The sequence below is a fragment of the Arthrobacter sp. 2RAF6 genome, from assembly GCF_052115205.1.
GTDB lineage: Bacteria > Actinomycetota > Actinomycetes > Actinomycetales > Micrococcaceae > Arthrobacter.
The window spans coordinates 60,665-76,648 of record NZ_JBFRGF010000009.1 but is presented as its reverse complement, the minus strand read 5'-3'; the positions used below and the strand labels follow the sequence as shown (position 1 = coordinate 76,648).

11 protein-coding genes and 3 pseudogenes are annotated in these 15,984 nt (G+C 62.6%); 8 read left to right on the top strand and 6 right to left on the bottom strand.

Going from position 1 to position 15,984, the window contains the following annotated elements; translation table 11 throughout:
* Position 1: 1 nt before the first annotated feature.
* Both AB4Z38_RS09160 and AB4Z38_RS09155 read right to left on the bottom strand, forming a co-directional pair.
* Positions 2–751, bottom strand: a complete 750-nt coding sequence (locus AB4Z38_RS09160; protein ID WP_441429414.1) for an SDR family NAD(P)-dependent oxidoreductase — start codon at positions 749–751, stop codon at positions 2–4.
* Between the two features lie 169 nt (positions 752–920).
* Complete coding sequence (locus tag AB4Z38_RS09155; protein WP_441429413.1) at positions 921–2,381, bottom strand: APC family permease; 1,461 nt, start codon at positions 2,379–2,381, stop codon at positions 921–923.
* A 583-nt stretch (positions 2,382–2,964) separates the two neighbouring features.
* On the opposite strand from AB4Z38_RS09155, the pseudogene AB4Z38_RS09150 reads away from it, so the two are divergent.
* Positions 2,965–3,993, top strand: a pseudogene (locus tag AB4Z38_RS09150) (IS30 family transposase); the annotation flags it as partial.
* Between the two features lie 17 nt (positions 3,994–4,010).
* Here AB4Z38_RS09150 and AB4Z38_RS09145 read toward each other — a convergent pair.
* Together AB4Z38_RS09145 and AB4Z38_RS09140 are read right to left on the bottom strand one after the other, a co-directional pair.
* The gene (locus AB4Z38_RS09145) at positions 4,011–4,817 is read right to left on the bottom strand and encodes an IS3 family transposase (protein WP_441429412.1); all 807 of its coding nucleotides are present in this window, start codon (positions 4,815–4,817) and stop codon (positions 4,011–4,013) included.
* Positions 4,818–4,864: 47 nt separating this feature from the next.
* The gene (locus tag AB4Z38_RS09140; protein ID WP_441429411.1) at positions 4,865–5,185 is read right to left on the bottom strand and encodes a transposase; all 321 of its coding nucleotides are present in this window, start codon (positions 5,183–5,185) and stop codon (positions 4,865–4,867) included.
* A gap of 156 nt (positions 5,186–5,341) precedes the next feature.
* On the opposite strand from AB4Z38_RS09140, the pseudogene AB4Z38_RS09135 reads away from it, so the two are divergent.
* Positions 5,342–5,594 (top strand): annotated as a pseudogene (locus tag AB4Z38_RS09135) (IS30 family transposase); the annotation flags it as partial.
* Here the strand turns inward: AB4Z38_RS09135 and AB4Z38_RS09130 are convergent.
* Both AB4Z38_RS09130 and AB4Z38_RS09125 read right to left on the bottom strand, forming a co-directional pair.
* Positions 5,595–5,899: pseudogene (locus tag AB4Z38_RS09130) on the bottom strand (DDE-type integrase/transposase/recombinase); the annotation flags it as partial.
* 98 nt (positions 5,900–5,997) lie between these two features.
* The gene (locus AB4Z38_RS09125; RefSeq protein ID WP_441429410.1) at positions 5,998–6,645 is read right to left on the bottom strand and encodes a TetR/AcrR family transcriptional regulator; all 648 of its coding nucleotides are present in this window, start codon (positions 6,643–6,645) and stop codon (positions 5,998–6,000) included.
* A gap of 235 nt (positions 6,646–6,880) precedes the next feature.
* Between AB4Z38_RS09125 and AB4Z38_RS09120 the strand changes: the two genes are divergently transcribed.
* From AB4Z38_RS09120 to AB4Z38_RS09095, 6 genes are all read left to right on the top strand, one after another.
* Complete coding sequence (locus AB4Z38_RS09120; RefSeq protein WP_441429409.1) at positions 6,881–8,680, top strand: sigma-54-dependent Fis family transcriptional regulator; 1,800 nt, start codon at positions 6,881–6,883, stop codon at positions 8,678–8,680.
* Between the two features lie 246 nt (positions 8,681–8,926).
* Positions 8,927–9,874: a C-terminal binding protein gene (locus AB4Z38_RS09115; RefSeq protein ID WP_441429408.1), complete on the top strand. Its 948-nt coding sequence runs from the start codon at positions 8,927–8,929 to the stop codon at positions 9,872–9,874.
* Between the two features lie 20 nt (positions 9,875–9,894).
* Positions 9,895–11,187, top strand: coding sequence for an aspartate aminotransferase family protein (locus AB4Z38_RS09110; protein WP_441429407.1), 1,293 nt, complete (start codon positions 9,895–9,897; stop codon positions 11,185–11,187).
* Positions 11,188–11,189: 2 nt separating this feature from the next.
* Complete coding sequence (locus AB4Z38_RS09105) at positions 11,190–12,089, top strand: fumarylacetoacetate hydrolase family protein (RefSeq protein ID WP_441429406.1); 900 nt, start codon at positions 11,190–11,192, stop codon at positions 12,087–12,089.
* 34 nt (positions 12,090–12,123) lie between these two features.
* On the top strand, positions 12,124–14,214 hold the full coding sequence (locus tag AB4Z38_RS09100; RefSeq protein WP_441429405.1) for a hydantoinase/oxoprolinase family protein: 2,091 nt from the start codon (positions 12,124–12,126) through the stop codon (positions 14,212–14,214).
* Positions 14,215–14,216: 2 nt separating this feature from the next.
* Positions 14,217–15,977 (top strand): hydantoinase B/oxoprolinase family protein, encoded by a 1,761-nt coding sequence (locus AB4Z38_RS09095; RefSeq protein ID WP_441429404.1) that lies wholly within the window; start codon positions 14,217–14,219, stop codon positions 15,975–15,977.
* Positions 15,978–15,984 lie beyond the last annotated feature (7 nt).

Genomic DNA, 15,984 nt, shown 5'->3' with positions numbered 1-15,984 from the left:
GTTACTGAGCCGTATAACCGCCGTCTATCAGCAGGTCCGTGCCGGTGATATAACTGGCTTCGTCACTCGCTAGGAACAGCACTCCGAAGCTGACCTCTTCCGGACGGCCTCCCCGCTTCATCGGTGTGGCATCAGCGAAAGCACGATTGGATTCTGCACCTTCCTCTGCAGCCATCGCTGTCATGATAAGTCCAGGCGAGACTGAGTTGACCCGGATGCCGTCATTGACGTATTCGAGTGCTGCGGCTCGCGTCATCATCCGTACCGCACCTTTCGAGGCTTGGTAAGAGAAAAATCCAGGTCCTCCTACGGTGCCGTTGATGGAACAGGTATTCACGATGGCACCGCCTCCCGCGCGGCGCAAGGCAGGGACGACGTGCTTAATTCCTAGGAATACGCCTTGCTGATTAATATCAGTTACTTTTGCCCACGCCGATAGGGCTTCTTGGTCGGCTGCTTTCATCGAACCAACGATTCCAGCATTGTTGAGGAGCACGTTGACTCGTCCCCATCGCTGCTCTGCTTCAGCAACAACCGACGCCCAGTCTTCTTCCGAGGACACGTTCATGTGCCGGTAGTGCACATCGTGACCGGCTTCTTGTAGCTCGGCAGCGACCGCGCGGCCGGCGTCGTCTAGAACGTCGGTCATGAGCACGGATGCGCCCTCAGCAGCGAAAAGCCGTGTATGTGCTTCGCCTTGACCACGGGCTGCGCCCGTGATGATAGTGACTTTGTCTTGAACTCGGTTCATGGGTTCCTCAATTCTCTAGGTGGGAGTACTTCGCCGGAATCTCTAATTTCGGCCAGGCCGGCCCGGCTGATTGCGGGCTGGCCTGGGCGTTTTCAGTTAGTAGTTCCGAGTGCGGATAGGGCTTGTTCGGGGGGGCGCGCGTAGTCGACGCCGGCGGGAGCCGGGTGCTCTACTCGAGGGTGCGTCCAATGCGCTTGTACACTTCCGGCCTGCGGCGACGCAGGATGAATGCGAGGATGATCCCCGCGACGGTCGCGGCGTATGGGATGAGCAGGAGAACTGTGAGGAGCAGCGGGTCACCGGTGACGAGAAGGTTCATGTTCAGTGTTCCGGTGACGAGCGCGAATCCGATACCGAGCAGCGCGATAGCCGGTGCGATGCAGGTCCGCCAAAAGGAGATGCCGGACGGGTTACGCCGGAAGTAGACGATGATCGCTACTGCGGTCAGTGCCAGCAGGAGCAGCATTCCGTAAAAGGCAACACCGCCCGCTGCGGCGTAGAGCGCGTTCTCGTCCCCGCCCGAGAGCACCAGGATCACCAGGACCACGAGGAGGACGGCGCCGACGGCGACGGCTGCGCGGTGAGGCGAACCGTGCTTGCCGTGCACCTTCGCGAGGTAGCGGGGGAAGATCCCGTCCACGGCGAGAGAGTGGGTGTAGCGCGACAGGATGTTTTGCAGGGACAGCATCGAGGCGAAGAAGCTCGTGATCAGCAGGATGGAGACGAGCTGGTCTGCGAAGACCCCGAAGTACTTGAGCAGGGCGTTCGGCATCATCTGGGGGGCGTTCGCTCCGGCTGTCGTGACTGCTTGGTTCGTGCCGACCGAGAGGATTAGGGCGTAGGCCGAGATCGCGTAGAAGACGGCGAGGAAGACGATTGTCAGCTGCGTGGCGCGAGGGATCGTCACGGAGGGACGCAGTACCTCGTCGCGATAAATGGCCGTCGCCTCGAAGCCGTTGAACACTCCGATGCTAAACAGCAGGAGGACACCGATCGTTGGGGTGAATAGGTTTGCCGGGTTCCATGGCTCGAACGACTGCCCCTCCGGGCCCCCATTGGTGATCATGACGGCGTCGAAGATCACCACGAGCGTGACCTCGATGCACAGGATGACCGAGAGGACCTTTGCCGAGAGCTCGACATTGAAGTAGCTGAGTACCCATGCCGCGACAAGCATGATGAGGCTCCACGCCCACCAGGGAGCGAGCGCGTGGCCGGTGAAGGCGCTGGCGAGGTTGTTTACCGCGATGCCCGCGACCACGATGGCCGAGGTGATGTTAAACCCGTAGGTTCCGAGCGCGAGGAAGGATCCGCCCAGGCCAGCGGGCCGACCGAGTCCGGCGCGAATATAGGTGTAGAACGCACCGGGGCGCGGAATGGCCCTCGTCATGCTGGTGAAGCCGAGTGCGAATAGCACCATCAGGACCCCGACTGCGAGGAATGCGATCGGCACTCCGATGCCGAAGGAGATGTTGACGGAGACGAAACCGTAGACAACGCCGAGCGGTGCCGTGAACGCCAGGACGGTGGTTAGGAGTCCGAACGTCCCCATCTTGCCGCTCAGCTTAAATTCGGTCGATCGTTCTATTTCGGGCACTAGGACCGGAGTCGTGACCAGGTCTTCTTGCATCGGTCTTGCCTTTCTTTAGCGCGTCGTCGTCGTCGACGCTGCATTGGGGGTGCTGCTAAGCGTTGTTGGCTCCGGACCGACCAGCGTCCGTTGCCGAATGTTAAACTCCAATGGTTCCGCTCATGGGAATCGGCAACTGTGTCACTTTTACGCACCCCAGAACTTCTAGCCCAGTTCGAGGTCGAAGCCTTGGACTTCCTGGGCTTGGAGACTAGGGCCAAGCGCTGAAAATTCCATGCCCCTTTGGCGCTTGTCCTAAGCAGTCGCCGCCAGATGACTTGACGAAGAAGGGCTGCGGGACCTGTCCTTGCTTCGCTCCGGCGCAGCGAAGGACCCTTTGTATGCCCGCCAGCAGGTGAACGCCGTGCTGCTCGGGCTGGGATCCGTTGACAATGTCCGACCGAACGCCGGGCGGCGGGTGCACATCGCTGGCGGCGGCAGTGGCGCCACAGGACCCGGCGCCACGACCGGCGGCGCCCCCGCGGTCGCCGGCGAAATCCGGGCTTTCTTGCGTAAGGGTCAGCGCCAAGGGGGCGAGTTCAGGCGGTGAGTGCAACACCCTGAATTCTGTGGGGTGTCGTCGATGGGCAGACCGTGGTCGCCGTTGAGTGTTCGTTTAGCGTTCTGGGAAGGGCTGGATGCCGGGCTAGCGGTAGCCGTAGCGGCGCGGGCCGCCGGGGTGTCGCGTCCGACCGCGTACCGATGGTTGAGCGACCATCAGAAGGTGTTGCCATCGCCGCTTCCGGATTTCAGTGTGCCCCGTGCAGGGCTTTTGTCGTTGCGTGAGCGGGAAGAGATCGGCTTCCAGCTTGCTCAGGGCCATGGAGTGCGTCGTATCGCCGCCATTTTGGGTCGGGCTCCGTCGACAATCAGCCGGGAGATCGCGAGGAACCGCGTCAGTGACCGGTATTCGCCATCGCTCGCGCAGGAGCAGACCTGGGCACGTGCCCGCAGACCGAAGCCACGGAAGCTGGACGGGTTAGCGTTACGGGAAGAGGTCACCACGATGCTCAGCGACCGGTTCAGCCCGGAACAGGTCGCTGGCCGACTCAAGGTGGAGCATCCGGAGAATCCGGAGATGCAGGTGTCACACGAAACGATCTATCAGGCCCTCTATGTCCAGGGCCGCGGATCCTTGCGCCTGGAAGTTGCGACGGCGCTGCGGTCCGGGCGGGTTCGTCGGCGCCCGCAAAGGCCGGAGGGTCCTCGCCCGCAACGGTTCCAGGAGATGGTGATGATCTCTGACCGGCCGGCCGAGGTCGAGGACCGCGCCGTTCCTGGCCATTGGGAAGGGGACTTAATCATCGGTTCGACGTCATCGAAATCCGCGATCGGGACCCTCGTCGAACGCACAACCGGATATGTGATGTTGCTGCATCTGCCAGAGGACCACACCGCCCGCACCGTCGCAGATGCCATGATCATCGCGATGAATAGCCTGCCCGAGCAATTGCGCCGTTCGACGACCTGGGATCAAGGAGCGGAGATGTCCCGGCATCAGGAGATCACGATGGCGACCGGTATGCCGATCTATTTCTGCGACCCACATTCGCCCTGGCAGCGCGGCAACAACGAAAACACCAACGGGCTCCTGGAGTGGTCCCCGAAAGCTGGACTCCTAATCAAACGTTACGCGGTGGCGAGCTTGTGGGCGAGGTATTCGTCGGGGCTGAGGTAGCCGAGTCTTCGTTGGATTCGGGTGCTGTTCCACCAATGCAGATACTCGGTTAGCCCGGTGTGGAACTGCTCGATAGTCCTGGGTTGCTGGATTCGGAACCATTCCTCTTTGAGGTGGCTGAAGAACCCTTCCATGGAGGCGTTATCCAAGCAGGTGCCCTTACGGGACATTGATTGAGTGAGTCCGGCGTCGCGGAGCGTGTCCTGCCAGAGCGGATGCCGGTACTGAAATCCCTGATCTGAATGGACCAGGGGTCGCTCGTTCGGAGCGAGGCCGCTGATCGCAGTGCGAAGGCCATCGGTGACCATCTTGACGCTCGGAGATGGACCTGCCATGACAGAGACGATCCGGTTGTCATGGAGATCAAGGACCGGTGAGACGTAAACCTTGGAGGCACCCACCGTGAACTCGGTGACGTCGGTGGCCCACTTTGTGTGTTTGACCGCAGTCTCGAACTGGCGGTTCAACACGTTATCCGCCGTCTTACCGACCTCGCCGCGGAAGGAGTTGTATCTGCGCCGGCGACGCACCGGGCTTTGCAGACCGAGCCCACGCATGAGCTTCAGCACGGTCTTCTTCGACACTGTCCATCCCTGTCGCAGCAGCATGGCCAGGACGCGTCGATGCCCGTAAGCGCTTCGCGCCTGCGTGAAGACCTGACGAATGGCTTCTTTGAGGTTTGCGTGCCGATCCGGCCGGGTGAGCCGGTTGCGGTGGTCGTAGAACGTGGACCGGGGAATCTTTGCCAGATGCAGCAACAGCGGTAACCGGTGTTGGGCCTTGAGATCATCGACCGCTTGAACTTTCAGCGTCGTTCCTGTGACCTCAAGGCCCGCAATTTTCCCAGGTACGCCACCTCCGCACGCAACCGCTCGTTCTCCCTCCGGAGCTGCTCGACCTCGCTCTCAGGAAGTGCATTCTCGCGGTTGACTGGTGGCCGGCCCCGTTTCTTCGGGCGTAACCCGTCTTCACCATCGCGCCGGTAAATGCTCGTCCAGTTCGTGACTGTGCCGGGCGAGGGAAGGTCATACTCCTTGGCCAGGACACGTCCGGATACGCCCTGAAGATGACGCCGCACGATCAAGAGCTTGGTCTCGATGTCGTACTGCTTACGGTCTCTTGTCATCAGCGCACCCGATCCTCGAACCTGCCATCGTTGATACAACATTTGGACAGGATTCGATGCTAGATCAAGAGCAAGCGCGACGGACTTCGCGGTCAGTCCTTGCTCGAACAACTCGACGGCCGAAACGGCGTCCGACCGGCTAAGAGTGCTCCCTGAATACATTGCTGCGACCCCGTTCGATGCTCGACACATAATTACCGTGTCCAGCTTTCGGGGACCACTCCACTCCTCCGCGAGTACTTCCCGAAAAGCACCGATTTGTCGTTCCACGGGCCCGGAATCCTCGAAAACGTCGCGGCGGAACTCAACCGCCGGCCACGGAAACGACACGGCTACCGAACGCCCGCAGAAGTCCTCGCCGAGCTAGTCTCGAACCCAGTCAACTAAGTCCGGTGTTGCAGGCACCACTGGAATTCGCCGGGCCTTTGTTGCGAATGAGGTCGGCCTTGAACAAGGAGTTCAGCGCCTCGGCACGCATTGTCATAGCTGTCCCCGCGGGATCCGACGGAGGCGACCGCGTCGGCTTCGGCGAGGCGTTCGGTGTAGCGGATTGCCCGATACTGGACTCCGCGGTCTGAATGATGGGCCAATCCGGCCAGATCTGCCCCGTCCCTGGTCCGGGACCACAGGCCCATTTGCAGGGCGTCTAGGGCGAGCTCGGTGTTAGAGGTTCGTGGAGACCTGCCAGCCCACGATCCGGCGCGAGAACACGTCCTGGTGGACTGCGGGAGACGCTTGGGAGTGGGAGGCCCGGGTTGCAACCCAGTGGGGTCAGCACGAGTCAGGGAGTCGGCCGAAACCTTGCGCTCGAACTAAAATTGAGCAGCGAGAACGACCTGGGAAAGCGTGACGGCGCGACTAGTCAATGCCTCCAGTTCATTGTCATTGCAATCGGGTGATGCCCACCTGGTGGCTCCTTCAAGAAGGGTCATGATGACCTTGACCCGATCCTCGGCTTGCGTGTAGCCCATGTCAGTGGCGGCGGCCACGTACATGTTCTGATGGAGGCTTACCCAGTCATTGACCTGATTGCGCAGGGCTGGCGGGAGGATATGGGCCATCCTGTCGGTGGCGACCAGCAAGTCCCAGAGGTTGCTTTCCGGGAGCTTCACCTGACGAATGAAGTGAAGCCTGACCATGGCATCCCAGAAAGACTCAGCAGAGGTCGCCGGACCGACCGCTTCCAACAAGGCCATGCCAAAGCGGTGGAAGTGCCAGCGGAGCGATTCTGCAACGATTTCGTCCCTCCCGTTCGGGAAGTGTGAGTAAAGGCTGGGGGGCTTGATGTTAACGGCATTTGCGATCGTTCGCATCGAGACCGAGCTGAAGCCGTTCGCTATTGCCAACTCAAGAAAGGCTTCAAGGATGTGCCGCCGCGAGGCCCCTTGGCCTGCCCAGTCCCACTCCTGAAGTTGGCGGGCGAAGGCGTCGCGCGCAGCCTCGTATGACCTACCGCTCATAACTTGACCCTAACAAAGAAGTAATCCCCAAAAAACTCTTGGCTAACGACCATTAGTTAGCCTATCCTGAAGGTGGGGTTAATGAAGCGCCCGCATTGAGCGCTTCTCCAAGTTTTAGACACAGGAGGCGGCGGACGTGGTCACGGAAGCGGTTCTGGATCAGGCCGTGAAGTCTATGGTGCCGGAGGCGACGTCGTCGCCTGGCTCGTATCGGATTCCTCAGAAAGATCTTGAGATGGCTACTGCCGAAGTATTATCCCCTTGGCCGCATGCGGCGTTGCAGCAGATCGACCGAGTACGCGAACTTTTCCTGAGGCAACCAAATGCGGACCTCAGCGGCATCCGGCCGATCGTTGCCCGTTCCTGGTACCGGAGCCGCGCTGCCGGTGTCGATGGGGTCGCGGACCGCGGCTTCTTTGGTGAAGGCCGCATTGATGAACACACCATGGCAGCAGCCGGTCCGCACCTACAGAAGCTGGATGAGGTGGCTGCTGACTTGGGCGGCTATATCAGCCTGACAGCGCCAAACGGGGTGCTTGTCAAAGCTAGTTTCCTCCGGGACGACGGTTTCCCTGCCGGATACTCGCTGCTGGAGGAGAGCTGCGGCAGCAACGGAGAGGGCCTGGCGCTGGAGGAGGGACGCGGTGTTTGGCTGGCGCCTGAGGAGCACTTCCGTGAGGACATGCGGGGCAACTGGTGTTTTGCCTCTCTTGTGCGGGACCCGTTCCATAACCGCGTGCGGGCTGTCATCGGTCTGACGCTCCCGGCCAACCGCGTCCCTGCCCTAGAGCCGTCATCTACGCTGCTGATGCTTGAGGGCGTTGCCTCGCGGATCGAGCGAGACATCGAGGTGCGGACTTCCTCCAGGGAACGGGCTCTTCTGAGCGAGTACTTGAGAATCTCGCGGCGAAGGGGCAACCGGGCAGTGATCGCAGTTGACGGGAAGAACTCGCTCCAGAATGCCTCGGCCTTGGCCATGCTGGTGGACAGCGATTTTTCGATCGTCTCCGGTTATGCCAAGGCAGTGATGTCCTCGGGCCGCGATATGACCTGTGAAGTCATGCTGCAGGGTCCGGGGCTGTCCACCTTGGAAATTTCGCCGGTGACCTTGTCTGCCGCGAACATTGGGGCAATTGTTGTGGTGCGGCCCCATGCCCCCGCCAAGGAGCATGCTGAAGCTGCGGCAAGTATCGCCTCAAGGCTCGAATCGCTCCCGCAAGGGACCGCTGAGCGCTTGATGAAGCACGTGGAGGGCACAAGCACGGAATTCAAGCGTACCCTGAACCTGGCCCGGAAGGCTGTGGACCAGGAGAGGTCCGTGGTGATGATCGGTGAGTCGGGCAGTGGAAAACTTCGTCTGGCCAGTGCCATCGCATCATTGCGGGGAGGCCAAATGGTGGTTGATGCACGAAGCGGCGCCCTCCGGGCCCCGCAATTCATGGATGTGCTGCACCAGGTGGCAACAAAACTGCCGGCGACGTTAATTGTCGAACACGCCGACGAGATTTCCCAGCACGAAGCCAGCGAAATCGCCCACAACCTGCGGGGCAACTCGGCCACCAAACTGATCTTCACCATCACCCGCCCTACCGACGCCACACTGCTGCTCTCAGAAGCGTTCGACGTCCTTGAGATCTCGGTCGCACCCTTGCGCAACCGAAGGGAAGACATCCCCCAACTCGCCAATGCCATCGCAGCGGAACTGGGGGAGCGCAGGCTGTCACGGAGGCTCATCACGACGCTTACCCACGCTGACTGGCCAAGGAACATTGACCAGCTCCGGGCCGTCGTGTGTAACGCGGTGGAAAGAGCAGAAGGCGCCGAAGTCACAGTGGACGATTTGCCGCAGGGATTCCACCGCGTCCTGACGAAGGGCAGGCTTTCGCGGCTGGAGGATGCAGAGCTCAGCGAGCTGCGGACGGCTTTGCAGGAAGCGGAGGGAAACCGCAGCCTGGCGGCAGAGAACCTCCAGATAGGGCGCTCCACTTTGTACCGGCGGATGGACTATTTCCGCAGCCGGGGCTTCGATCTCTGACCCGGAGCACCGGGAATAGCTCCCATGGACTGAAAGAGCCGGCCATCTACTTGATGGCCGGCTCCTCCGTGTTCGATACCTGCCCGGGGCGAGTGCCGCCCGTGGCACAGTGTCCCACCCGGTGTCTCGATCTGGCACGGATGGAGTCCTGGATATCGGGTTGTACTTGAAACACCCGACACCGGCACCCGTCCCATGGAGTGTTCGGCAGCGAATGAGGGTACGAGACGAAGAGGACGACAGACTATGACCCGCGATGCCCAGGGAACCATATTGGTGGCCCCTCACCATTTCCCGAACCTGAACCGCGAGCACGCCCTCGCGGAGGAGTTCGGTTACACACTCAACCCCGCGGCAGACACCGATGCCTTCCGTAAAGCGCTTCCCGAAGCCGACATTGTGATGATCACCCCCTACGCCAAACTCACCGCCTCGGACTTCCCGGTGATGTCCAAATGCCGCGCGGTCATCAGGTACGGAATCGGCTATGACAACATCGACGTTGCCGCGGCCACGGAAGCCGGCATCCCGGTGTCAATCGTCCCGGGAACGGCATCGGAGGAAGTTGCCTCCCACGCCTTTGCCATGGGCGTGGCTCTGGCCCGTCGCCTGCCGGCAGGCAACGCTTCGATCCGCGACCTGGGATGGGCCGGAACCATCGGCTACGACACACCGGTTCTCTCCGAGCTGGAAGTCGGCGTGCTGGGCATGGGACGCATCGGCCAGCACGTGGCCCGGATGTACTCGGCTGTCGGCGCCCGCGTCCGCGCCTACGACCCCTTCGTCACCGAGAGCTTCGTCGATCTGACCGGGATGGAAGACATCTTGGAAAACTCCGACGTCGTCTCGCTGCACCTGCCGCTGAACCAGGACACTGCCAACCTCATCTCCGAGGACGTCTTGGCACGGATGCGGAAGGGCTCGGTCGTCGTCAACGTCTCCAGGGGTGGCCTGATCGATGAAGCCGCTCTCGCGTCGGCACTAACCTCCGGACACATCGCCGGCGCCGGCATCGACACCTTCGCCGAAGAGCCACTGAGCCCGGAACACCCGCTTCGTTCCGCCCCCAATACGATCCTCACTCCGCACATTGCCTGGCGCTCCAACCGGTCCACGGGCGCGCTCCAGGACGGCGCCGTCGAACGGGTCCGACTTGCATTGACCGGCCAGCCACTGATCGACCTTGTGAACTGAATAGACTGGAGAACTCGAAATTGGGAATAACCAATCATCTGGAAAACGTCGCGGGCATTAACCCCGCGGAAGATCCCCACCTGCGCCGCGGGCCACGCGGCTTCCCGCTGCTCCCTGGTGGCTACGGGCGCTCAACCTATTACACCGGAGCTCCGAGCCCTTACGCCATCAAGGGTGAAGGCTACCTCGTGTGGGATGACCGCGGCCGCGAGCTAATCGACGCGAACAACAACTTCACGTCCCTGATCCACGGCAACGCCCACCCGGAAATCGTGGAGGCCGCAACGAAGGCCCTCACCACGGGATCCAGCTGGGGCATTCCGAACCTCTACGAGTGGGAACTCGCTGATCTCCTGCTGTCCCGCCTGCCCGACCTTGACCAGGTCCGTTTCACGAATTCGGGCACCGAAGCCGTCATGTCCGCGATCCGTATCGCGCGGGCAAGCACCGGACGCGAACGCGTCATCGTCACCAAGGGCGGCTACCACGGAACGTCCGAAGTGGCCCTGGTCCCTGGCGGGCCCTCCTACCAGCGCGGCGTGACCCAAGGTGTTATCGACGACGTCTCAGCAGTACCGCTGAACGAGGTCGAGGTCCTCCGCCAGACGGTGGAAGCCGCCCCCGACCAGTACGCCGCCATCATCCTCGACCTGCTGCCCAACCGCGCCGGCCTGCTCACGATCTCCGACGAGTTCGTCCGGACCGCCCGGGAACTCGCGACCCGGCACGGCATTGTCCTGATCATCGACGAGGTCATCAGCCTGCGCCTCGGGTTCAACGGGTTCAGCGGAGAATACGGCGTTGCGGCCGACTTGCTGACCGCCGGCAAGCTCATCGGCGGCGGATTCCCCGTTGGCGCCGTCTGCGGCAAAGCCGAACTCATGGCCGAAGTGGACCCGACCCGTCCGGGCAGCCTGCCACACGGCGGCACTTTCTCCGGCAACCCGGTCAGCATGGCCGCCGGGGCGGTGTCGTTGCGCTTGTACACGCAGGAGGAAGTCAAGCGACTCAACCACTTGGGCGATTCCGCGCGGGACACCGTGAACGCTAGGATCGCCGATGCTGGCTGGGAGATCCGCGGACGTGGATCGCTGCTGCGCGCCGTTCCTGCCGGAGCCGAGAAAGTGGACGAGCAAACCCAGCACCAGCTGTGGTGGGCCTCCTACGAACGGGGACTTCTCGGTTCCCCTGCCAACCTGCTGTCCCTGTCCACGCCGATGGACGAGAAGGTCGTCTGCGACATCGCCGACCGCCTAGCGGATGCTGTGTTGGCAGTCGCAGAACACGCTCCGGCAACGGAAGGCGGCAAATAGGCATGAAGATCGTTTCCTACGAACACGAATCCGGAGTTCGCGGCGGAGTCCTGGTTGACGATGCTGTCTACGACCTAGAACTGCTCCTGCAGGGTTCCAGCCACGCTGTTCAAGGCGCCACAATCTCCGTTCGTGAGTTCCTGGAACTGTACGGTGACCGGCTTGAGGAAATTTCGGCCGAAATCGGGACTCTGGTCAGCCAAGACCCTGTTGCCCGCGTGGGTTCACGGGACGGCGTGCGCCTCACCACACCGGTGTCGGATCCCTCCAAGGTGCTTTGCATCGGGCTGAACTACAAGGACCACGTAGCCGAAACCGGACGGGCTTTACCCGAGTACCCCGACGTCTTCGCGAAGTTCGCCTCCACCATGGTTGGCCCCGAAGACGAGATCGGGGGCGCCAAGGTCAGCGAAAACCTTGATTTCGAAGGTGAGCTGGCAGTCGTTATCGGACGTCGGGCCAGCGAGGTAACAGAGGAGGAAGCGCTGGACTACGTGGCCGCGCTCGCCCCACTGAACGACGTCACTGCGCGGGACCTCCAATACCGCGGCACCCAGTGGCTGGCCGGCAAAGCCGTCGACGGCTCAACCCCCTGGGGTCCTGCCCTGGTCACCTTGGATGAAGTGGGTGATCCGCAAGCCCTGGAACTGGTCACGCGCGTGAACGGCATTGAAGTTCAGCGTTCCAACACCCGGTACCAGATCTTCCCCATCGCCCGGATCGTCTCCTACCTCTCAAGTTTCCTCACACTCGAGCCGGGCGACGTCATTGCCACAGGTACCCCACAGGGCATCGGTGCCAAGCGGAACCCGCCTGTCTGGCTTCTACCTGGAGACACGGTGGAGATCGAGATCGAAAAGGTCGGGGCGCTCCGTAACCGGGTCGGCAAACCTCAGCTCTAATTCCCTGCAAGCTCTACGAAAGTAATGAAGACCTATGAGTGAAGTTCAAACACAACCAGGTGAGGCCAGGTACCGCATCGCCGTCGACACCGGCGGTACGTTCACCGACGTCGTGGTCGGTTCCAACAGCGGCGACATGGCGGTCGGCAAAGCACTGACCACGTACGACCGCGTATTCACCGGCTTCGAAGCCTCTGTCCGCCGTGCGGCCGAGTCCGTCGGCTGGAGCGGCGACGAGGTACTGCGCAACGCCGATGTCATTGTCTACGGCACCACCCACGCCACCAACGCCGTCCTCACCGGCAAGGTCGCCAGAACCGCACTGCTGACCACGGACGGCTTCGCCGACACCTTGCTGCTGCGCGAAGGCGGACGCCGGGACGCCTTCGACTCCAAGGCCGCCTACCCGCCGCCCTACATCCCCCGCCAGCTGACCTTCGAGATCACCGAACGCATCTCTGCCGAAGGCGACATCCTGGTGCCGCTGGACGAAGAACAGGTCCGGGAAGTCCTCGGCTCCTTCAAGGAACACGGGATCGAAGCCGTCGCCGTCTCTTTCCTCTGGTCGATCATCAACGACGCCCACGAGAAGCGGGTTGCCGAACTCATCAAGGAAATCCTCCCCGGCATTCCCTACACACTCTCCAACGAAGCCAACCCCACCATCCGCGAATACCGCCGCTCCTCCGCGGCCTCAATCGACGCTTCCCTGAAGCCGCTGATGGCAGACCACCTGGGCAAGCTCCGCTCTGACCTTCAGGAGTATGGCTTCGCCGGCGACCTCCTGGTGGTCACCTCCGAAGGTGCCGTTCTCGACGTCGCAGACGTCCTGGACCGTCCCGTGCTGCTGCTGAACTCCGGCCCGTCCATGGCGCCGCTGGTCGGCGCGGCGGCCGCCCCGGACCGCGACACGGTCGTTGTATGCGATATGGGCGGGACTACCTTTGACGTGTCGCTCGTTGAAGAAGGCGTTGTCCGCCACACCCGTGAAGCATGGCTGGGCGAGCCATTCGTTGGGCACCTCACCGGACTGTCCTCCGTGGCGGTGTCCAGCATCGGCGCCGGCGGCGGCAGCATCGCATGGATCGACGGCGGCGGCCTGCTCCGCGTCGGTCCGCAGAGTGCGCGCAGCACCCCCGGGCCGGCCGCCTACGGACGCGGCGGCGAAGAGCCCACCGTCACCGATGCCTGCGTGGCACTCGGGTATCTCGATACAGAGGGCTTCGAAGGCGGGTTCACCCTGGACCGCAAGGCCGCTGTCCAGGCTATCGACACCCGCATCGCCGGGCCGCTGAAGATGGACACTCTGCAGGCAGCACAAGCCATCCTGGACGTCTCCGCGAACCACATGGCCACGGCCATCCGACAGGCCGCACTCGAGCATGGCGTCGACCCTCGCGGTGCGCTCATTGTTGCCGGCGGCGGCGCAGGCGCCATGGTCGCCGCCGCGATCGGTGTCCTCCTTGAAGCCGACACGATCCTCATCCCGGCCACCGCAGGTGTCCTGGCCGCCTACGGCGCCCACCGCGCACCCATCGCCACCGAGTTCCTCTCGCCGCTGCACAACGACACCCGCAGTTTCGACGCCGGTTCAGCCTCCCGCGCTGTCGAGGAGCTCACCGCCAAGGCAGAACTCTTCGTGAAGCGGTTCGATGGCGTAGGAGATGCACCCAACATCACCTATTTCGTCGACGCCCGCTACCCGGGCCAGGCCTGGGACCTGAAGGTTTACCTGGATGCCGCACCCGACACCTCCGGCGATGCCGCCGGAATCATTGAACGGGCTTTCCACGAAGAACACGACCGACGGAACGGCACCCACGATCCGGACAGCCGGGTGGAGATCATCACCTGGGGCGTCCGGGTGGAAATCCCGCGGCCCGAGCACACCAAGTCCGAAAACGAACGCACACGGACCACCGAGGTCCACCGAACCGACGCCATCGTCTTCGGTGGCGAGAGCTTCAGCACCCAGCGGTACCGCGGAGTCACGCTCGCCCCGCGCGACAAGATCCTTGGGCCGGCCGTCATCGACCAGCCCACCACCACCATCGTCGTGCCGCCGGAATGGAACGCCACGCTCGACGAACGATCCAACATCTACCTCACGCGTAAGGAGGCATAACCGTGGCGCGCGAATTCGATCCCGTAAAACTCTCGGTACTTGCCAATGCATTCGACGGCATCGTCCGTGAAATGACCAGCGGCCTGCTCCGCTCGGCACGCTCGTCCGTCATCAACACAGCCCGGGACTTCTCCTGCGCCGTCCTGACGGCAGACAACCAATTACTCGCAGCGGCAGAAGGTGTCCCCGTGCACGTCTTCGGCGCCGGCCCGCTCGGCGAAGACATGGTGGAACTGCACGACGACATCAGTGAAGGCGACGCCTTCCTCCACAACGACCCCTACATGGGCAACTCCCATGCCGCGGACCACGTCATCCTGGTGCCGATCTTCATCCAAGGACGCCACCTTTTCACCGCCGTGACTAAGGCCCACCAGGCAGACTGCGGCAACTCCCTGCCCACCACGTTCTTCGCCACCGCCCGGGACGTGTACGAAGAAGGCGCCCTGATCTTCCCCTGCGTGCGGATCCAGCGCGACTACACCGACATCGACGACATCATCCGCATGTGCCGCTCCCGCATCCGTGTCCCGGACCAGTGGTACGGCGACTACCTCGCCTCCGTCGGTGCTTCCCGCATCGCTGAGCGCCGCATCCACGAACTCGCCGAAAAGTTCGGAGTCGAAGACCTGGTGGACTTCGTTGACGCCTGGTTCGACTACTCGGAACGCCTCACAGCAAGCGCCATCGAAAAACTCCCCGAGTACGTCCTGCACGGCACATCAACACACGATCCTTTCCCCGGCACCGGCCCCGACGGCGTGCACTTGCAGGCGACCCTCGAAGTGAAGCCCAAGCAGGGCAAAATCGTCATCGACCTGCGGGACAACCCGGACAACCTGCCCAACGGCCTGAACCTCACGAAGGCAACGGCCACTGGCGCCGCTTTGGCGGGTATCCTCTCGGGCATCCCGGAGAACTTGCCAAGCAACGCGGGAACCTTCCGACGCGTCGACGTCTTGCTGCGTGACGGTTGCGCCGTCGGTGTACCCAAGCACCCCTATTCCTGCTCGTCCGGAACGACCAACCTCGCCGACCGCGTCGTGAACATCGTGCAGGCTGCCTTCTCACAGATCGACGACGGTTATGGGACGGCCGAAGGCGCGGCCGGCCAGGCACCGGCGAAATCCGTCATCTCCGGCATCGACGAACGCAACGGCAACCCCTACGTGAACCAGATCCTGGTGGGCGGTGTCGGTGGCCCGGCAACCCCCTACGTTGACGGGTGGCCGACCTACCAGCGTCCTGTCTGCGGCTCCCTGCTCTACCACGACAGTGCCGAGGTGGATGAACAGCGCTACCCGATCCTGATCCACGAACGCACTCTCGTCGCCGACTCCGGCGGAGCAGGCCGGCAGCGCGGTGGACTCGCCACACGCGTCACCATGGAACCCCGAGGGGAAAGCGTCACCCTCACCTACGGCATTGAAGGCAGCCTCAACCCACCCAAGGGTGTCCGCGGCGGGCACGACGGCAAAGCCCCTGCCACTTGGGTCGAGGACCTGCGGACCGGAGAACGCCGAGAAATTCCTGTGGTGGGCCGCTACGACCTGCAGTCGGGGGAGAAAGTCGTGTCCATCACTCCAGGCGGTGGAGGATACGGGGACCCTCTCGAGAGGGACCTTCTTGCGGTCTTGGACGACGTCCGCGAGTCCCGGGTCAGCCCCGACGCCGCACTCACGGACTACGGCGTGGTCTTCACCAACGGAGTGCTGGACGAAGAGGCCACCTTCAAGAACCGCCAGGAGCGTCTGGCCAGCTAGAACACAG